This window comes from Stenotrophomonas rhizophila (genome assembly GCF_020857975.1).
Classification (GTDB): domain Bacteria; phylum Pseudomonadota; class Gammaproteobacteria; order Xanthomonadales; family Xanthomonadaceae; genus Stenotrophomonas; species Stenotrophomonas rhizophila_C.
This window is the reverse complement of record NZ_JACWUO010000001.1, coordinates 77,759-95,650: the sequence shown is the minus strand read 5'-3', so window position 1 is coordinate 95,650 and position 17,892 is coordinate 77,759. Positions and strand designations below refer to the sequence as shown.

16 protein-coding genes are annotated in these 17,892 nt (G+C 69.1%); 13 read left to right on the top strand and 3 right to left on the bottom strand.

The genetic code is table 11. The features are described from left to right. The first annotated feature begins 1 nt into the window (after nucleotide 1). The 5 genes from IC535_RS00450 (at nucleotide 2) to IC535_RS00430 (ending at nucleotide 5,031) form a co-directional block, all read left to right on the top strand. Nucleotides 2-565 (top strand): DUF2878 domain-containing protein, encoded by a 564-nt coding sequence (locus tag IC535_RS00450; protein WP_228884598.1) that lies wholly within the window; start codon nucleotides 2-4, stop codon nucleotides 563-565. Beyond that, complete coding sequence (locus tag IC535_RS00445) at nucleotides 562-1,359, top strand: DUF1295 domain-containing protein (RefSeq protein WP_228884597.1); 798 nt, start codon at nucleotides 562-564, stop codon at nucleotides 1,357-1,359. The genes IC535_RS00450 and IC535_RS00445 overlap by 4 nt, the downstream gene beginning before the upstream one ends. Continuing rightward, nucleotides 1,347-2,429, top strand: coding sequence for a class I SAM-dependent methyltransferase (locus IC535_RS00440; protein ID WP_429000322.1), 1,083 nt, complete (start codon nucleotides 1,347-1,349; stop codon nucleotides 2,427-2,429). Before IC535_RS00445 ends, IC535_RS00440 begins: the two co-directional genes overlap by 13 nt. A gap of 28 nt (nucleotides 2,430-2,457) precedes the next feature. Further along, entirely contained in the window at nucleotides 2,458-2,997 is a 540-nt protein-coding gene (locus IC535_RS00435) for a lipocalin family protein (RefSeq protein ID WP_228884595.1), read from the top strand. Between the two features lie 171 nt (nucleotides 2,998-3,168). Continuing rightward, nucleotides 3,169-5,031: a patatin-like phospholipase family protein gene (locus IC535_RS00430; protein ID WP_228884594.1), complete on the top strand. Its 1,863-nt coding sequence runs from the start codon at nucleotides 3,169-3,171 to the stop codon at nucleotides 5,029-5,031. Between the two features lie 3 nt (nucleotides 5,032-5,034). Here IC535_RS00430 and IC535_RS00425 read toward each other — a convergent pair whose 3' ends face one another. Continuing rightward, nucleotides 5,035-6,405 (bottom strand): helix-turn-helix domain-containing protein, encoded by a 1,371-nt coding sequence (locus tag IC535_RS00425; RefSeq protein WP_228884887.1) that lies wholly within the window; start codon nucleotides 6,403-6,405, stop codon nucleotides 5,035-5,037. Between the two features lie 111 nt (nucleotides 6,406-6,516). On the opposite strand from IC535_RS00425, the gene IC535_RS00420 reads away from it, so the two are divergent. The 5 genes from IC535_RS00420 to mmsB are packed head-to-tail and all read left to right on the top strand — an operon-like array spanning nucleotide 6,517 to nucleotide 12,061. Next, the gene (locus IC535_RS00420) at nucleotides 6,517-8,022 is read left to right on the top strand and encodes a CoA-acylating methylmalonate-semialdehyde dehydrogenase (RefSeq protein ID WP_228884593.1); all 1,506 of its coding nucleotides are present in this window, start codon (nucleotides 6,517-6,519) and stop codon (nucleotides 8,020-8,022) included. Nucleotides 8,023-8,041: 19 nt separating this feature from the next. Further along, nucleotides 8,042-9,208, top strand: coding sequence for an acyl-CoA dehydrogenase family protein (locus IC535_RS00415; protein ID WP_228884592.1), 1,167 nt, complete (start codon nucleotides 8,042-8,044; stop codon nucleotides 9,206-9,208). Then, the gene (locus tag IC535_RS00410) at nucleotides 9,205-10,002 is read left to right on the top strand and encodes an enoyl-CoA hydratase (RefSeq protein WP_228884591.1); all 798 of its coding nucleotides are present in this window, start codon (nucleotides 9,205-9,207) and stop codon (nucleotides 10,000-10,002) included. The genes IC535_RS00415 and IC535_RS00410 overlap by 4 nt, the downstream gene beginning before the upstream one ends. Then, on the top strand, nucleotides 9,999-11,174 hold the full coding sequence (locus tag IC535_RS00405) for an enoyl-CoA hydratase/isomerase family protein (protein ID WP_228884590.1): 1,176 nt from the start codon (nucleotides 9,999-10,001) through the stop codon (nucleotides 11,172-11,174). Before IC535_RS00410 ends, IC535_RS00405 begins: the two co-directional genes overlap by 4 nt. Next, a complete protein-coding gene (gene mmsB, locus IC535_RS00400) occupies nucleotides 11,171-12,061 on the top strand; it encodes a 3-hydroxyisobutyrate dehydrogenase (protein ID WP_228884589.1) in 891 nt (296 codons plus the stop codon). The genes IC535_RS00405 and mmsB overlap by 4 nt, the downstream gene beginning before the upstream one ends. A 205-nt stretch (nucleotides 12,062-12,266) precedes the next feature. Here the strand turns inward: mmsB and IC535_RS00395 are convergent, their stop codons facing one another. Continuing rightward, nucleotides 12,267-12,692 carry an organic hydroperoxide resistance protein gene (locus tag IC535_RS00395; RefSeq protein WP_228884588.1) on the bottom strand — a complete coding sequence of 142 codons (426 nt, stop codon included), beginning with the start codon at nucleotides 12,690-12,692 and terminating at the stop codon, nucleotides 12,267-12,269. A gap of 110 nt (nucleotides 12,693-12,802) precedes the next feature. On the opposite strand from IC535_RS00395, the gene IC535_RS00390 reads away from it, so the two are divergent. Continuing rightward, a complete protein-coding gene (locus IC535_RS00390; RefSeq protein WP_228884587.1) occupies nucleotides 12,803-13,648 on the top strand; it encodes an AraC family transcriptional regulator in 846 nt (281 codons plus the stop codon). A gap of 9 nt (nucleotides 13,649-13,657) precedes the next feature. Here the strand turns inward: IC535_RS00390 and IC535_RS00385 are convergent, their stop codons facing one another. Then, nucleotides 13,658-14,614, bottom strand: coding sequence for a cation diffusion facilitator family transporter (locus IC535_RS00385; protein ID WP_228884586.1), 957 nt, complete (start codon nucleotides 14,612-14,614; stop codon nucleotides 13,658-13,660). Nucleotides 14,615-14,849: 235 nt separating this feature from the next. Between IC535_RS00385 and IC535_RS00380 the strand changes: the two genes are divergently transcribed. Both IC535_RS00380 and IC535_RS00375 read left to right on the top strand, forming a co-directional pair. Beyond that, a complete protein-coding gene (locus IC535_RS00380; RefSeq protein WP_228884585.1) occupies nucleotides 14,850-15,452 on the top strand; it encodes a lysozyme inhibitor LprI family protein in 603 nt (200 codons plus the stop codon). Nucleotides 15,453-15,476: 24 nt separating this feature from the next. After that, entirely contained in the window at nucleotides 15,477-17,843 is a 2,367-nt protein-coding gene (locus IC535_RS00375) for a peptidoglycan-binding domain-containing protein (RefSeq protein WP_228884584.1), read from the top strand. Nucleotides 17,844-17,892: the final 49 nt, after the last annotated feature.

Sequence of the window (17,892 nt, the reverse complement as noted above, 5' to 3'; positions counted from 1 at the left end):
GATGGGCCGGTTCTGGATCAATGTGATCGGCAACCAGCTGGTCTGGCTGTGCGCGGTGATCGGTGCCGGCCACGGCCTGCGCTGGCCGGCGCTGCTGGCAGCGGCGCTGTACGTGGCCAGCCAGCTGGCACTGTCGCCGCGCCCGGGGGTGGAACTGCGGCTGCTGGGCGTGGCGCTGCTGTGCGGGCTGCTGGTCGACGGCGCGGCCGCCGGGTCGGGTGCGGTGCAGTACGCGGCCGGCAACGACCCGGCCTGGTTGGCACCGCTGTGGATCCTGGCGCTGTGGGCGGCGTTTGCGATGACGCTGACCGTGTCCTTGGCCGTGCTGCAGCAGCACCTGTACCTCGCCGCCGCGGTCGGCCTGCTGCTGGCCCCGCTGGCCTATCTGTCCGCCGCGCGCGGCTGGTCGTCGGTGGCCTTCAGCACACCGCATTGGCACGGGCTGGCGGTGTTGGGCATCGGCTGGTCGCTGGCCCTGCCGCTGCTGGCCAGCTGCGCCCGGTACTGGCAGCGCAGCGCCCCGGCGGCATCGGCAACGGCAACGGCATCGGGAGAACGGGCATGAAACTGTTGTGGTGGGTCTGGCTGTACGCGGCGTTGCTGATGACCTGGGGCTGGTGGTGGCAGCGCCGTCATCGGAACATCGGCGTGGTCGATGTGCTGTGGGCCAAGGGCGTGGGCGCCTCGGCGCTGTTGCTGGCCGTGCTCGGCGATGGCGCGGCCGCGCCACGGATCGTCCTGGCGCTGCTGGGTGGGCTGTGGGGCGCGCGGCTGGCCCTGCACCTGTGGCAGCGCGTGCGCAGCGAGCCCGAGGATGGCCGCTACCAGCACCTGCGCCGCTACTGGAACGGGCACCAGGGCAAGATCTTCGGCTTCTTCCAGTTCCAGGCCGGCCTGATCGTCCTGTTCGCGCTGCCGTTCGTGGCCGTGGCGGACAACCGGCAGGCCATCGGCCTCGGCTGGATCCTCGCCGCACCGGCGGTGTGGCTGCTCAGTGTCGGCGGCGAAGCCCTGGCCGACCGCCAGCTGGCCCGTTTCCGCGCCGATCCGGCCAACAAGGGCCGGACCTGCCGCCAGGGCCTATGGCGCTATTCGCGCCACCCCAACTATTTCTTCGAATGGCTGCATTGGTTCACCTACGTGCTGTTGGCCGTGCACTCGCCATTGTGGTGGCTGGCCTGGTCCGGCCCGCTGGTGATGTACGTGTTCCTGCGCTGGGTCAGCGGCATCCCGTTCACCGAGGCGCAGGCGCTGCGCTCGCGCGGTGAGGATTACCGCCAGTACCAGCGCACCACGCCGATGCTGTTTCCGTGGTTCCCCTCCCGTTCGTCGTCTGCCCGCAAGGAATCTTCACCATGAATGTCGCCAGTGACCGTCTTCCGCTGCCGGACTACGCACCGGGCTTTACCGGCCTGGCCGAACGCGGGCTGCTGCCCGACGCCCTGCTGCGGCTGGGCATCCGTCGCCAGTGCGAACAGCGCCTGCGCGAAGAGCTCGCCGGTGGCCAGCAGGTGCAGTCGCAGCGGTTTGCCACGCGCATTGCCGGGCTGGCCAGCAGCGCGGTCGCATTGCACGTGGATGCGGCCAATCGCCAGCACTACGAGGTTCCGGCCGGGTTTTTCCAGCACTGCCTCGGCAAGCGCCTGAAGTACAGCAGCTGCTACTACGCCACCGGCAATGAAACGCTGGACCAGGCCGAGGAGGCGATGCTGGCGCTGTACGGCGAGCGCGCACAGCTTGCCGACGGGCAGCACATCCTGGAACTGGGCTGCGGCTGGGGTTCGCTGACGCTGTGGATGGCCGAGCGCTACCCGTACGCACAGATCACGGCGGTATCCAACTCCAACAGCCAGCGCGAGTACATCCAGGGCCAGTGCCGCGCGCGCGGCCTGACCAACGTCACCGTACTGACCCGTGACGTGAACCATCTGATGCTGGACGCCGAAACGTTCGATCGCTGCGTCTCGATCGAGATGTTCGAGCACATGCGCAACTACCCGCAACTGCTGCAGCGCATCCACCGTTGGCTGCGGCCGGAGGGCAAGCTGTTCGTGCACATTTTCGTGCACCGCACGCTGATGTACCCGTTCGAGACCGAGGGCGATGACAACTGGATGGGCCGCCACTTCTTCACCGGTGGCCTGATGCCCGCCGCCGATACCCTGCTGTTCTTCCAGCAGCATCTGCAGCTGCAGCAGCGCTGGCTGCTCGATGGCACCCATTACGAGCGTACCGCCAACCATTGGCTGGCCAACCAGGACCGCGAGAAAGAGGCGGTGATGGCCGTGCTGCGCCAGACCTACGGCGATGCCTCGGCCGCCCTGTGGTACCAGCGCTGGCGCATGTTCTGGATGGCCTGCGCGGAGTTGTTCGGCTATCAGCAGGGCCAGCAGTGGCAGGTTGCCCACTACCTGTTCAACCGTCAGTGACCATCCCACGTTCCTGGAGAAAGCCGTTATGTCGATCCGTGCACTGGTTCCCCTGCTGGCTGTCGGCATGATGCTCGGTGGCTGCAGCGGCAACAGCCGTCCGATCCCGCCCGTTGCCCACGTGGACGTGCCGCGCTTCATGGGCGACTGGTATGTGATCGCACATATTCCCAGCCGCCCCGAACGCGAGGCCTTCGATGCAGTGGAGTCCTATGCGTTGCGCCCGGACGGGCGCATCCAGACCACCTTCCGCTATCGCAAGGGCAGCTTCCAGGCGCCGATCAAGACGATGCACCCGGTCGGCACGGTCAAGCCGGGCACCAACGGTGCTGAATGGGGCATGCAGTTCATCTGGCCGATCCAGGCCGAGTACGTGATCGTGTACCTGGATGCGGACTACCAGCAGACCATCGTCGGCCGCAGCAAGCGCGACTACATGTGGCTGATGGCGCGCACCCCGACCATCTCCGAGGCCGACTACCAGGCCGCCATGGCCCGGCTGGCCCGGTTGGGCTATGACCTGTCCCAGGTGCGGTCGGTTCCGCAGTCGGGCAAGCCGGCCCGGTAAGCCGTTCCGTGCCGTACTTCTCAGGCCCTGAGAAGGCCGCGGGAGATACTGTCGCTATCAGCCCATACGGGTGCCGGCCGGGTCCGGCACCGGCATGGGGCGCGTGCGGGTCGGCCGCGCGCGGGCGGAGGCGAGGAGGGCAGCGTGGCGGACAAATACTGCGATCTGGTCATGAAAGGCGGCATCACCAGCGGCATCGTGTATCCCAATGCGGTGCTGTCGCTGGCCCGCCAGTACCGTTTCAAGAACATCGGCGGCACCTCGGCCGGCGCCATCGCCGCGGCGGTCGCGGCGGCGGCCGCGCTCGGCGATCGCCGCCGCCACGCCGGCCAGCCAGTGGCCGATGAGGTCGGCTTCCCCGGCCTGGCCGCGGTGTCGGCGCAACTGTCCACGCGCGGTTTCATCTACCGCCTGTTCCAGCCGGCGCATGGCGCGCGCACCGCCTACCGGCTGCTGGTGATGCTGACCGGCAAGTCCAGCCTGCCGCGCAAGGCGGCCTGCCTGCTGGCGGCGGTGTTCGCCATCGCGCCGCTGGAACTGCTGGCATCGCTGCTGGTGCTGCTGGGCATCGGCTGGCTGGCCGCCGGCAGCGATGGCATCTGGGCCACGCTGCTGCCGTCGCTGCTGTGCGCCTACGGGGCCGGCGTGCTGGCCTCGGCGCTGCGCGTGGCCCGGGTGGCGCGGCGCAACCTGCTGGGCCTGTGCAGCGGCGCCACCCAGGCCGACAGCAGCGCCCCGGCGCTCACCGACTGGCTGCATACCCGCCTGCAGGCACTGGCCGGCATGCCGTTGGACCAGCCGTTGACCTTCGGCGACCTGCACCACGCGCCGCGCTATGACGGCGAACCGGTGGGCGTCCAGGCGATCAGCCTGCAGATGATCACCACCTGCGTGTCGCACACCGAGCCGCGCACGCTGCCATTCAGTGCCGCGCATTTCTGGTTCCTGCGCGAAGAGTTCGCGCAGCTGTTCCCGGCCAGCGTGGTCGACTGGCTGGTGGCGCGCGCCGGCGCGCCCGAGCGGGTGGACGGACGTGAGTATTACCGGCTGGTGGACGGCGAACAGTTGCCGGTGCTGGTGGCGACCCGCATGAGCCTGAGCTTTCCGCTGCTGATCAGCGCGGTACCGCTGCACGAACCGGCGCGCCGCGAACGCCGCTGCGAGCCGCCGGCCGACACCGCCGCGCCGCGCGACAACAGCAACGTCGCCGACAGCATGGAAGGGCTGACCAGCGGCGGGCAGGGCCGCAGCCCGGTGATCACCGCGTTCCGGGTGTGCTGGTTCTCCGACGGCGGCATCAGCAGCAACTTCCCCATCCATCTGTTCGATGCGGCGCTGCCGCGCTGGCCTACCTTCGGCATCAACCTGGTCTACCCGCGCCACGCCGAGGCGGTCAGCATGCTGGCCGAAGGCACGGCCCAGGCGCAGATCGACCGCGCGGTGTTCCTGCCCACCGAAAACCGCCAGGGCTGGCAGCGCAGCTACCAGTCCATCGCCCGGCCGTTGGCGGCAGCGGAACTGTCCGGCTTCCTGTTCTCGATCGTGTCGACCATGCAGAACTGGCGCGATGTGCTGCAGGCGCGCGCGCCCGGCTACCGCGACCGCATCGTGCACGTGTCGCTGCAGGGCGATGAGGGCGGCATGAACCTGGACATGCCGCAGCAGGTGCTCAGCCGCATCGCCGCCAAGGGCAGCCTGGCCGGCGAGCGTTTCTACGGGTTCTCCTTCCAGAACCACTTCTGGATCCGCTGGCGCAACCTGGCCTCGGCCTACCAGCGCTACACGCTGGAAATCGCGCGCACCGACGACCCCGCGCAGCGGGTGGCGGCCTGGACCGATGCCTACCAGAGCGTGGCCAGCGGGCAACCGCCGGCACCCTCGTACCGGTTGAGTTCGGAAGAAAAGCGCCGTGCATCGCAGCAGCTGTGGCGGCTGATGGTCGAGCAGGGCCAGACCTGGGAAGACCTCGGCCCGGACCTCACCGACGGTGCGCCGCGCCCGCTGCCGCAGATGAAGGTCACGCCGATTTATTGAGCGTTACCGGCGCCCGGGCAGTTGTGGGAACGCGCGCTGCATGCAGTCCTCGCGCGGGCAGACCCGGCAGCCGGGGCCGATCGACACCGAGTTGCCCGGGCTCTGGATGTCCAGCCCGCGCGAATAGATAAGGCGTTCGGCGTGTTGCAGGTCGCAGCCCAGCGCGACGGCGAAGGTCTTGCGCGGCTGGCCATGCCCGACCGGCCCGCTGCTGACCTGCCGCGCCAGCCAGAAATGGCGACGGCCGTCGGGCATCCGCGCGGTCTGGGTAAGCACCCGCCCGGGCTGGTTGAAGGCCTCGTAGACGATCCACAGCGGGCAGGAGCCGCCCACCTGGGAGAAGTGGAAATCGGTGGCCGAGTGGCGCTTGGACACGTTGCCGGCGCGGTCCACCCGGATGAAGAAGAACGGCAGCCCCGGCGCACTGCGCCGCGCCAGCGTGCTCAGGCGATGGCAGACCGCCTCGAAGCCCACCCCGAAGCGGTGCGCCAGCGCATCGATGTCGTAGGCACTGTGCTCGGCCGCGCGCAGGAACTGCGCATACGGCATCACCAGCGCACCAGCGAAATAGTTGGACATGCCGATGCGTGCCTGGGCGATCTGCTCGGCCTGGCCGAAGCCGGCGCGCGCGATCACCGCATCGATCTGCGCCGCATAGCCCAGCAGCGCCAGCTCGGCGGCCATCTGGAACGCCTGCTGGCCCGGCTCCAGGTAGTCGGGCAGCCACAGCGTGCGGCTGCCGCCGTCGTAGACGCGCTTTTCGCGCCCGGCCTGCAGCGGCGCCACTTCCACCAGCACGCCGTGGCGGTCGGCCAGCAACTGGCGCAGGCGCGGCGCCACGTGCCCGGCCACCAGCCCCCATTCGCCGAACAGCTGCTCGGCCAGGTCGTCCAGTTCGGGAATGTGGTTGTGCATGCGGTTGAAGAAGTCGCGCACCTGGTCGCCGGCCGGCAGCGCCTGCCCGGCATGCACGTCGCCCAGCTGGAATTCCAGCGCGGCGGCGTGCTCGCGCAGCATCAGGTGGCGGCGGTGCAGGTCCAGCAGGGCGCGGCTGACCTGCGGCAGGTTGCCGGCCATGGCACGCAGTTCGGTGCTGCTCACCTCGGCCAGGCCCAGGTCGCGCAGGGTCTCGCCCAGCGCTTCCTGCAGTGCCGCGGGCTCATCCACGTCGAACAGCCCGGAAACGTCGCCCAATACCTCGCGCAGCCGTGCCTGCACCGCGGCAGTCAGCGGACGCTTGTTGCGCTCGATCTGGTTCAGGTAGCTGGCCGACAGGCCCAGTGCGCGCGCCAGTTCGGCCTGGCCATAGCCGCGCTGCTCGCGCAGCTTGAGCAGGCGCAGGCCAAGTTGGCGCTGGGGGCTGGCTTCGTTCACAGAATTCACAAAAATCGTGGTGGGCGTTGGCCAGATTAAGCGTATGCAGCCCGGAAATCGAGGTTGGCAGTGTGAATAATGCGAACAACTTTCGCACCCGCCGGGATTCCCATGACTGTCGCAGCGCCCCGTATCCGCATGTTGATCGATGGCCAGTTCATCGAATCGGCCAGCTCGCATTGGCAGAACGTGGTCAATCCGGCCACCCAGGACGTCCTGGCCCAGGTCCCGTTCGCCACCCCTGGCGAAGTCGATGCCGCCGTGGCTGCGGCCAAGGAAGCCTTCAAGACCTGGCGCAAGACTCCGATCGGCACCCGCGCGCGGATCTTCCTGAAGTACCAGCAGCTGATCCGCGAGAACATGGGCGAACTGGCCCACATTCTGTCGGCCGAGCAGGGCAAGACTGTGCCTGACGCCGAAGGCGATGTGTTCCGTGGGCTGGAAGTGGTCGAACATGCTGCGGCGATCGGCAACCTGCAGCTTGGCGAGCTGGCCAACAACGTGGCCAACGGCGTGGACACGTACACCCTGCTGCAGCCGCTGGGCGTCTGCGCGGGCATCACCCCGTTCAACTTCCCGGCGATGATTCCGCTGTGGATGTTCCCGATGGCCATCGCCACCGGCAACACCTTCATCCTCAAGCCGTCCGAACAGGATCCGATGGTGACCATGCGCCTGGTCGAACTGGCCCTGGAAGCGGGCATCCCCAAGGGCGTGCTGAACGTGGTCCACGGTGGCGAAGAGGTGGTCAACGCGATCTGCGACCACCCCGACATCAAGGCGGTGTCCTTCGTCGGCTCCACCCGCGTCGGTACCCACGTCTACAACCGCGCCTCGCTGGCCGGCAAGCGCGTGCAGTGCATGATGGGCGCCAAGAACCATGCCGTGGTGCTGCCGGACGCCAACAAGGAACAGAGCCTCAACGCGATGGTCGGTGCCGCCTTCGGCGCCGCCGGCCAGCGCTGCATGGCCGCCTCCACCCTGGTCCTGGTCGGCGAAGCGCGCCAGTGGGTTCCGGACCTGGTGGCCAAGGCCAAGACGCTGAAGGTCAGTGCCGGCAGCGTGGCCGGCACCGATGTCGGCCCGGTGATTTCCTGCGCCGCCCGCGAACGTGTCGAAGGCCTGATCGCCTCGGGCGTGGAGCAGGGCGCCAAGCTGGTGCTGGACGGCCGCAACCCGCAGGTGGACGGTTTCGAGAAGGGCAACTTCGTCGGCCCGACCATCTTCGCCGGGGTCACCCCGGGCATGCGCATCTACGACGAAGAAATCTTCGGGCCGGTGCTGGTGATCCTGGAAGCGGAGACGCTCGAAGACGCCATCGACCTGATCAACGCCAACCCCAACGGCAACGGCACGGCGCTGTTCACCCAGTCCGGCGCGGCCGCGCGCAAGTTCCAGGAAGACATCGACGTCGGCCAGGTCGGCATCAACGTGCCGATCCCGGTGCCGGTGCCGCTGTTCTCCTTCACCGGTTCGCGCGCCTCCAAGCTCGGCGACCTGGGCCCGTACGGCAAGCAGGTGGTGATGTTCTACACCCAGACCAAGACCATCACCTCGCGCTGGTTCGATGACCAGACGCTGGGTCATGGCGTCAACACCACCATCAGCCTGAAATAAGCAACAACGGAGTTCGACCATGAGCCACTCGATGACGACGGAACTGGAAGAAGCACAGCAGGCCTATAGAGAGGCTGCACGCGACTTCGCCCAGGCCGAACTGGCGCCGCACGCCGCGCGATGGGATGCGGAGGGCATCTTTCCGCGCGAGGCGATCGCCAAGGCCGGGGAACTGGGGTTCTGTGGCCTGTACATGGACCCTGAAGTCGGCGGCAGTGGGCTGAGCCGTCTGGACGCCGCCGTCGTCATCGAGGAGCTCGCCAACGTGGACCCGTCCACGGCGGCCTATGTCAGCATCCACAACATGGCCTCGTGGATGGTGGCCAAGTGGGGCCAGGAGAGCCTGCGTGCGGAGTGGGGTGCAGACCTTTCGTCCGGCACCAAGCTGGCCTCGTACTGCCTGACCGAGCCGGGTGCCGGCTCGGATGCGGCCTCGCTGAAGACCAGCGCGGTACGCGACGGCGACCATTACGTGCTCAACGGCTCCAAGGCCTTCATCTCCGGCGCCGGGGCCACCGAGCTGCTGGTGGTGATGGCCCGCACCGGCGGCGCCGGCGCGGGCGGGGTCAGCGCGATCGCGGTGCCGGCCGATCTTCCCGGCATCAGCTACGGCCGCAAGGAAGAGAAGATGGGCTGGAACAGCCAGCCCACCCGCGGCATCACCTTCGAGAACGTGCGCGTGCCGGTCAGCCATCTGCTCGGCGAGGAAGGCGGCGGCTTCAAGCTGGCCATGAAGGGCCTGGACGGCGGCCGCATCAACATCGCCGCCTGCTCGCTGGGCGCGGCCCAGGGCGCGCTGGATGCCGCACGCCGCTACATGGGCGAGCGCCGCCAGTTCGGCAAGGCCCTGGCCGAGTTCCAGGCGCTGCAGTTCAAGCTGGCCGACATGGCCACCCAGCTGGTCGCCGCCCGGCTGATGGTGCACACCGCCGCGCGCAAGCTCGATGCCGGCGCCGGCGATGCCAACGTGTGGTGCGCGATGGCCAAACGTTTTGCCACCGACGCCGGCTTCACCATCTGCAACGAAGCCCTGCAGATCCATGGCGGCTATGGCTATATCCGCGAGTACCCGATCGAGCGCCTGCTGCGCGATTCGCGCGTGCACCAGATCCTGGAAGGCACCAACGAAATCATGCGGGTGATCGTGGCCCGCCACCTGCTCAACACCGAAGAGGAACTGCGATGATGGATTGGCGCCAGCATGATCATGTCGGCCTGAAGGTCGAGGCCGACGGCCACGTCGCGGTCATCACCCTCGACAACCCGCCGGCGCATACCTGGACCGTGCACAGCCTGTCGGCACTGCGCGACCTGGTCGGCGCGCTCAATGCAGACCGCGATATCTACGCGCTGGTGATCACCGGCGACGGCGAGAAGTTCTTCTCCGCCGGTGCCGACCTCAAGCAGTTCGCATCCGGCGACAAGGCCGCCGCACGCGAAGCTGCACGTCGCTTCGGCGAAGCGTTCGAAGCGCTGTCCGGCTTCCGTGGCGTGTCCATCGCCGCGATCAACGGCTACGCGATGGGCGGCGGCCTGGAGTGCGCGCTGGCCTGCGACCTGCGCATCATCGAAGCACACGCCCAGGTGGCGCTGCCGGAGGCCACCGTCGGCCTGCTGCCGTGCGCCGGCGGCACCCAGAACCTGCCGCGCCTGGTCGGCGAAGGCTGGGCCAAGCGCATGATCCTGCTCGGCGAGCGCATCGATGCAGACACCGCGCTGCGTATCGGCCTGGTCGAAGAGAAGGTTGGGAAGGGTGAAGCCAAGGCCCTGGCGCTGGCATGGGCGCACAAGGCCGGCAAGCAGAGCCCGACCAGCATCGCCGCCTGCAAGACCCTGGTGCAGGCCACCCGCAGCGGTACCCACGCCTCGGCGCTGGTGGCAGAGCGCGAGGCCTTCGTCGATCTGTTCGACAGTGCCGACCAGGCCGAGGGCGTCAACGCCTTCCTGGAAAAGCGCGCCGCGCAGTGGAAGAACGCATGAGTACCGGCGTCGCCAACGACCAGGCGCCGGTGCTGTTCGAAGAGCGCCAGGCCGGCAACGGCACGCGCATCGGCATCGCCACGTTGAACGCAGCGCGCACCCTCAACGGGTTCTCGCTGCCGATGGCACACCTGCTGCGCGAGCGGCTGGATGCCTGGGCCAACGATGACGGCATCGCGCTGGTGGTGCTGCAGGGCGCAGGCGAAAAAGCCTTCTGCGCCGGCGGCGACCTGCACAGCCTGTACCGCAGCATGGTCGACTATCGCGACGGTCAGAAGGCCGACATCCGCGACAACGCCTACGCCGCCGAATTCTTCGATGTGGAATACCGCGTCGACTACGCCATCCACACCTATCCCAAGCCGATCCTGTGCTGGGGCCACGGCATCGTCATGGGCGGCGGCATCGGCCTGATGTCCGGCGCCAGCCACCGCGTGGTCAGCGAGCGGTCCAGGCTGGCGTTCCCGGAGATCACCGTCGGCCTGTTCCCCGACGTGGGCGGCAGCTGGCTGCTGCCGCGCGTGCCCGGCCAGGGCGGCCTGTTCCTGGCTCTGACCGGCGCCCCGCTCAATGCCGGCGATGCGATCTATGCCGGCCTGGCCGATATCCATATCGCCGAGGCGCAGCGCGAGACGGTGTTCAACGCCCTGGTGGAGGTGCACTGGAGCGGCGAGGCCAAGCGCAATCACGAACAACTGACCGCGCTGCTGCAGCAGCACGCCAGCGATGCGGCCACCGGCCCGTTGCTGCGCAATGCCGCAACGGTCGACACGCTGTGCACCGGCGAAGACATCGGCGCGATCGTCGATGCGATCCTTGCCCTGGACACCGACGATGCCTGGCTGAAGACCGCCCAGGCCACGCTCGCTGCCGGTGCGCCGGGTTCGGCGCGGCTGGCGTTCGAGCTGCAGCGCCTGGCCGAGGGCGCCTCGCTGGCGCAGGTCTATCGCATCGAGTACATCGCAGCGCTGCACGCGGCGGCCCATGGCGATTTCGCCGAAGGCATCCGCGCGCTGCTGATCGACAAGGACCGCAACCCGCAGTGGCAGCCGCGCACGCTGGCCGAGGCCACCGCGCAGTGGGCCCAGACCTTCTTCGTATCGCCCTGGTCCGACGCCGCGCATCCGCTGGCCGACCTCGGTGCCACCGTCCCTGAAAGGAGCCACGCATGAGCCGTATTGCATTCATCGGGTTGGGCAACATGGGTGGCCCGATGGCCGCCAACCTGGCCAAGGCCGGCCACGCCGTACGCGTATTCGATCTGGTGCCAGCCGCCGTGCAGGCCGCCGTCGATGCCGGCGCGACCGCTGCCAGCTCGGCACTGGATACCCTGACCGACGCCGAGATCGTCATTTCGATGCTGCCGGCCAGCCGCCACGTCGAAGGCGTCTACCTGGGCGATGACGGCCTGCTGGCCGACATTCCCGGCGGCGCGCTGGTGATCGACTGCAGCACCATCGCCCCGGCCACCGCCCGCAAGGTGGCCGAAGCGGCGGCCGCGCGCGGCCTGCAGATGCTCGATGCACCGGTCTCCGGCGGCACCGCCGGTGCCCAGGCCGGCACCCTGACCTTCATCGTCGGCGGCGAAGCCGACGCACTCGAACGCGCCCGCCCGCTGTTGCAGGCGATGGGCAAGAACATCTTCCATGTCGGCGCCAGCGGCGCCGGCCAGGTGGCCAAGCTGTGCAACAACATGGCGCTGGGCGTGATCATGGCCGTTACCGGCGAAGCGATCGCGTTGGGCGTGGCGCACGGGCTGGACCCGAAGGTGCTGTCGCAGATGATGGCAGTCAGCACCGGCCGCAGCTGGGCCACCGAAGTGTGCAACCCGTGGCCGGGCGTGCTGGAAAATGCCCCGGCTTCGCGCGGCTACAGCGGCGGTTTCGGCAGCGACCTGATGCTCAAGGACATGGGCCTGGCGGTGGAAGCGGCGATGAGCGTGGGCGCTTCGATCCCGCTGGGGGAATTGGCGCGCAACCTGTATTCGATGAACCACCAGGCCGGCCGCGGCAAGCTGGACTTCTCCAGCGTGGTGCAGCTGATCACGCACGACAATTAAGCGCGGCAAGCGCGCAACGGTTGCCCACCGGTAGGCAACGGCCGTCGGTCGTTGCACCGGGTAACCCAGACGCATCCCCGGGCACTGCCCGGGGATCCACCGCGGTGGGATGGGCGGTTGCCCGGCGATCAAGCCAGGCAGCCGCCCATTTTTTTGTTACCGGCGCGGTAGGTGCCGAGCGTTGGTCGGCACGGCACCTGCCGCATCAGGCAACCGTCAACGTCACATCGATGTTGCCACGGGTGGCGTTGGAGTACGGGCACACGATGTGCGCCTTCTGCACCAGTTCTTCGACCTGCTCGCGCGGCAGGCCCGGCACGCTGATCTCCAGCGCCACTTCGATGCCGAAGCCGGTCGGAATCTGGCCGATGCCGACCTTGCCGGTGATCGCCGTTTCAGCCGGCAGTGCAACCTTGGCCTGGCCGGCCACGAACTTCAGCGCGCCCAGGAAGCAGGCCGAGTAGCCGGCGGCGAACAGCTGTTCGGGGTTGGTGCCCGGGCCGCCGGCACCGCCCAGCTCGCGCGGGGTGGACAGCTGCACGTCCAGCACCTTGTCGGAGGAGGTGGCGTGGCCTTCACGGCCGCCGGTGGCGGTGGCGGTGGCGGTGTACAGAACCTTTTCGATGGACATGGGAGTCTCCTGCGGAGTGAAAGGGGGGGGCCAGATGGCAGGTGTACTTTGACCTGTCCGGCGCGGCTTTGGGTTACATTTCGTCTATCGAACTTGATCAAAAGTCTGAAATGGTCGATCGTCTCCAGGCCCTGCTCGGCCGTTTCGCGGTCACCGCGGAGGTCTTCCATGCCGGGCCGCTGTGCGGCATCAATGATCTGGCCGCCGATGGCGAACGCGGCCAGCTGCACCTGATCGGCGCCGGCCAGGTCCGCGTCGAACACGCCGACGGCCAGGTGCTGGAGATCACCCAGCCCAGCGTGCTGCTGTACCCGCGCCCGCTGGCCCATCGCTTCGTCACCGACCCGCAGCGCGGCGCCGACTTCGCCTGCGCGCATCTGCAGTTCGAAGGCGGCGGCAACAACCCGGTTGCCGCCGCGTTGCCGCCGGTGGTCTGCCTGCCGCTGGGCACCCTGCCTGGCGGCCAACCGGTGCTGTCGCTGCTGTTCGAGGAAGCCTTCGCCCAGCGCTGCGGCCGCCAGGCCCTGCTCGATCGGTTGTTCGAAGTGGTGCTGATCCAGATCCTGCGCGCGCTGATGGAAAGCGGCCAGATCCGGGTCGGCCTGCTGGCCGGCATGGCCCATCCGCGCCTGCGCCACGCGCTGGTGGCCATGCACGAGGCCCCGGCCGACGAGTGGACCCTGGAGTCGCTGGCGCAGCGCGCCGGCATGTCGCGCAGCGCGTTTGCCGACAGCTTCCGCGACACCATTGGCAGCACCCCCGGCCACTATCTGCAGGGCTGGCGCACCCGCCTGGTGCAGCAGGCGCTGCGCCGCGGCCATCCGCTCAAGCGCATTGCCATCGAGGTCGGCTACGGCAGCGAGGCCGCGTTGTCGCGTGCGTTCAAGGCGCAGACCGGGCAGTCGCCGCGGCAGTGGAAGCAGGCGGCAGGCACGGCAGTGGCGGCCGCGTCCTGAACCGGGCGCTCAGATTGCCCATTCGCGGTCGGTGGTGAACATGATGGTCAGCCAGCGGTCGGTCGATTCCTCGCCCAGCGCCTGGCCGATCTCATCGCGCAGCCGGTCCCATTCCAGCAGCGCGCGTGGCCGGTCATCGGCGCGCACCACGAAGAACAGCTCGATCTGTTCGCCGCGGCCGACCTTGGCCACGTAGCTGCGGTATTCGAGGAAACCGTGTTTGGCCACGATCGCGCGCGCCACCGCATCCACGTGCGCCTGCAGGTCCGCCGGGGTGATCAGCAGGATGTCCGACAGCGCCTGGCGGACGGTGCCGAGCGGGGCCACGACCACGAACAGGCATACCAGCAGCAGGATCGCCGGATCGATGTACGGCACCAGCCACGCCCAGGCGGTCCCGCCCAGCGCCCAGCCGCCGACGAAGGCAACCAGGTAGGCGGCCGACATGCTGGCGGCCACCACCCAGTTCTTGGCATCCAGGGCGATGAATTCCGAACCGATCGCGCGGTTGGCGCGGCGCACGAACAGCGCCAGCCCGGTTTCGGCGACGATGGACAGCACCGCGAACACGATTGCCGGCCCCAAGGCGATCTGGCGCCCGCCGGAGATCAGCGCGTCCACCGCGTTGACCCCGGCATACAGCGCCGCGCCGATCATCAGACTGCCGCTGACCCCCAGCACGATCGGCTCCAGGTGCCAGAAGCCCATGGTGAAGCGCTGGTTCAAGCGCGACTGCAGCGCCTCCACCTGGGTGGACTGGCTGATCAGCCGTACTACCAGCAGCGACAGCCAGGTCATCACCACATCGATCAGCCCGTAGATGCCATCGAAGATGATCAGCGACGAGTTGGCCAGCAACCCGAACCCCACCGCCGCGGCAGCCATCGCCAGCGAAGCGGCGATCGACAGGCGCAGGACGCCTTGTTCGGTGGTGGGGTCGAAGCGGGCGGGCCGGGTATTGCGCATGGGGTGGGCGAAGCGGGCAGGGGGCCTATTGTGGCCCGGCAGCGCCGCCAGGGGTGGCGGCCGCTGGCAGGGGCGGACCGACGCCGATATCCTGCCGCCAGGGCAGGGCAGCCAGGCGGTTGCCGCCGATACCGCCCCTGGCATCTCGGTTGCGTAACGATCCGCTGCGCAGAATGGGCACACGACCGTGACAATGGGGCCGGCGATGCTGGCCACCGGCAAGGAGAAGCGAGCAATGCAAGCAAGCAATGGACCGTCGGCATTCCACCGCACCCTGGCCGGCCCGGGCCGCGGCTGGGCAGTCCTGGCCCTGAGCCTGGCCCTGGCCCTGGCCGCCTGCCAGGCACCGGAGGCCGCGCCGGCCCCCCACGCCGGCACCACCGCGTCGGCGACGCCTGCCGCCACGGCCGCGCCCGCCGCCGCACCGGCGCCGGCCGCCACCACCAGCGCCGATGCGGATGCCGCCACGGCCGACGACGACCTGCCGGCGCCGCTCCCCGACGATTCCTACCGCAACGCTACGCTGCGCCCCGAGTACAGCGCCTGCGTGGGTGCCAGCGGCGGCGTCACCCCGGCCCTGCAGGCCTGCGGCGATGAAGAGTTCGCCTATCAGCAGGGCCGCCTGCGCGCCGCCTTCGCCACGATCGTGGCTGGTCCCGATGGCAAGGCCAAGGATGCGTTGATGGACGAACAGGCCGCCTATATGGACGACACCGACCGCTACTGCAGCTGGAACCCGGAAGAGGACGGCCAGGGCCAGATGCTGGATGCGCAGTCGTGCCGGATCAACCGTACCGCCAACCGGGCCGACCAGTTGCAGGCCCTCACCTCGAAGTAGCCTCCCTGCAAAGGAGTGTCGGCAATGGATGTGGTCACCCAGGCAAGACAGAAGATGGACGGCTGGCACCGCGGCCAGACCTCGGCGCACTATGAAACCGGCGACCGCGGCCCCGGCCATGTGTCCACCGGGCGGGGCGATCATGGTGGCGTGTCGTATGGCAGCTACCAGTACGCCAGCAACGTGGGCGGCGCGGCCGAGTATGTCGCCCGCTCGCGCTACGGCAGTCAGTTCGCCGGGCTGCAGCCCGGCACGCCGGCCTTCACCGAACGCTGGAGGGAAGTGGCCGCGGCCGACCCTGCCGGCTTTGCCCGCGACCAGCACGACTTCATCCAGCACAAGTACTACGACGTCCAGCTCGGTCGCCTCAAGGACGCCGGCGTGGATCTTTCCGGCCGCGGTCCGGCCGTACAGGATGCGCTGTGGAGCACCTCGGTGCAGTACCGCGGACTTACCCGTTCGGTATTCCAGAAGGGGCTGGCCGAGGCCTACGGCGAAAACTACAGCCTGGCCGCCCTGAACGACGAGCAGATCGTGCGCGCCGTGCAGGATTACAAGCATGCCAACGTGCAGCGGCATTTCCAGAGCTCGCCAACGCAATGGGATGCGCTGCGCGACCGCGCCCTCGACGAGAAGGGCGACCTGGTCGCGCTGGCGCGCTATGACCAGGTCAACCGCGACCCGCAGCGCTACCAGGGCCAGGACTACCAGCAGGCGTTCGGCGAACCGGCACCGCAGCGATCAGGGCGCCGCCCCGGCGCTGCGCCGATGGCCGACGGCATGCTGGTGGCCGGCGAACGCGGCGACGAGGTCGGCGCGCTGCAGGCCAAACTGATCGCGGCCGGCTATACCGGCAGGGAGGGCCAGCCGCTCGCCGCCGATCGGCATTACGGCCCCAATACCGAACACGCGGTACGCGAGTTCCAGCGGGCGCAGGGGCTGACGGTGGACGGCAAGGCCGGCAGCGATACCCTGGCGGCGCTGGCCACGGTGGCGCGCCAGCCGGCCAGCGCGCAACCGGCGGCAGCGGCCGCAACGACGCCGGCCGGCGCCGTGCCGCCTCCGGTCGCGCCGGTCGCCGCCGCACCCGGTGGCGAGCGCATCACCCTGGTGGAGCCGTTCGGCAACCACACCTCCAACCGGGTCATCGCCCATGGCATCTCGGGTGAGCAGGCCTACCGCGACCTGAAGATCCATCACCCCAACACCAACCGCGAGGCCGAGCGTACCGGCGATGCCAGCAAGGCCGACCGGCCCTCGCAGATGGTCGAAGGCAGCCTGGAGACCGTCCGCGAACGCGGCGACCGCAACGGCATTCCGCTGGTCCACAAGGACCTGATCCTGACCGACCCGGACGGCGCCCGCCGGGTGATGATTCCCAACCCGGTGGCCGGCTACGTCCAGGTCAACGCGGACCAGTGGAACTCCATCAGCATCTGGAGCCACCCGGCCGGCGATCCGCAGCGGGAGCTGGTCGGCCAGGTGCTGCACGGCGCCCGCGGCACCACGCCGCACAAGACCGGCGATTTCGTCGAATACGGCGCACCGCTGATCCGCCAGTCCGACGCCGGTACGCCCGGTGCGGTGCATGCGCATATCGAACTGGAGCCGGAGCAGTTCCGCCGCTACCTGGGCGACGTGCTCAACGACCGCATCACCCTGGGCGGCCGGGTCAACGCGCAGGGGCCGCAGACGCCGATGTCCGATGGCGTGCTGATCCAGGGCGAGCGCGGTGACCAGGTCAGGGCGCTGCAGGGAAAACTGTCGGCCCTGGGCTACCAGGCGCCCGATGGCAGGCCGCTGGCCGCCGATGGCATCTATGGCAAGGACACCGTGGCCGCGGTCCGGCAGTTCCAGGCCAACAACGGCCTGGAGGTGGATGGCAAGGCCGGCGGCAGGACCCTGGCGCGCGCCGACGACCCGGCGGCAGCGAGGGCCCAGCCCGCCGCGCCGGCACGTACCGAGCCGGCACCACCGCCGCCGGCCACGGCGCCCAGCATGCGCGACCCCGCCCATCCCGAGCACGCCCGCTTCGGCCAGGCGCTGGAGAAACTGCAGGCGCTGGAACAGCAGCGCGCGCACGGCGGCCTGGCGCCGTTGTTCGCCACCCCCGAACAGACCGAGCGCGCCGCCGGCCAGCTTGCCTACGAAAGCCGCGTGGCCGGCATGCGTCAGATCGACAACGTGGTCGCCCGGCCCGATGGCAGCGGCCTGTTCGCGGTGCAGGGCGCGGTGAACGACCCGGCCTCGCAGCGCATCTTCGTCGACCGCAACCAGGCGCTGTCGCAATCGCTGGAGGCCAGCAGCCGTCAGCTGCAGGACCTGGACAAACAGTTCAGCCCACAGGCGCAGGAACAGGAGCAGGAGCAGGCCCGCGCGCGCGGGCTGTGAGCGCACGGGCGGGGCGATGGCCGCGCCCGTCGTTTTGTTCAGTCAGCCG

What these genes read in the sequence shown, in the direction of transcription:
- IC535_RS00450 (WP_228884598.1), top strand. Translation starts at nt 2, where the DNA reads ATGGGCCGGTTCTGGATCAATGTGATCGGCAACCAGCTGGTCTGGCTG.
- IC535_RS00445 (WP_228884597.1), top strand. Translation starts at nt 562, where the DNA reads ATGAAACTGTTGTGGTGGGTCTGGCTGTACGCGGCGTTGCTGATGACC.
- IC535_RS00435 (WP_228884595.1), top strand. Translation starts at nt 2,458, where the DNA reads ATGTCGATCCGTGCACTGGTTCCCCTGCTGGCTGTCGGCATGATGCTC.
- IC535_RS00430 (WP_228884594.1), top strand. Translation starts at nt 3,169, where the DNA reads ATGAAAGGCGGCATCACCAGCGGCATCGTGTATCCCAATGCGGTGCTG.
- IC535_RS00420 (WP_228884593.1), top strand. Translation starts at nt 6,517, where the DNA reads ATGACTGTCGCAGCGCCCCGTATCCGCATGTTGATCGATGGCCAGTTC.
- IC535_RS00415 (WP_228884592.1), top strand. Translation starts at nt 8,042, where the DNA reads ATGAGCCACTCGATGACGACGGAACTGGAAGAAGCACAGCAGGCCTAT.
- IC535_RS00410 (WP_228884591.1), top strand. Translation starts at nt 9,205, where the DNA reads ATGATGGATTGGCGCCAGCATGATCATGTCGGCCTGAAGGTCGAGGCC.
- IC535_RS00405 (WP_228884590.1), top strand. Translation starts at nt 9,999, where the DNA reads ATGAGTACCGGCGTCGCCAACGACCAGGCGCCGGTGCTGTTCGAAGAG.
- mmsB (WP_228884589.1), top strand. Translation starts at nt 11,171, where the DNA reads ATGAGCCGTATTGCATTCATCGGGTTGGGCAACATGGGTGGCCCGATG.
- IC535_RS00395 (WP_228884588.1), bottom strand. Translation starts at nt 12,692, where the DNA reads ATGTCCATCGAAAAGGTTCTGTACACCGCCACCGCCACCGCCACCGGC.
- IC535_RS00390 (WP_228884587.1), top strand. Translation starts at nt 12,803, where the DNA reads ATGGTCGATCGTCTCCAGGCCCTGCTCGGCCGTTTCGCGGTCACCGCG.
- IC535_RS00385 (WP_228884586.1), bottom strand. Translation starts at nt 14,614, where the DNA reads ATGCGCAATACCCGGCCCGCCCGCTTCGACCCCACCACCGAACAAGGC.
- IC535_RS00380 (WP_228884585.1), top strand. Translation starts at nt 14,850, where the DNA reads ATGCAAGCAAGCAATGGACCGTCGGCATTCCACCGCACCCTGGCCGGC.
- IC535_RS00375 (WP_228884584.1), top strand. Translation starts at nt 15,477, where the DNA reads ATGGATGTGGTCACCCAGGCAAGACAGAAGATGGACGGCTGGCACCGC.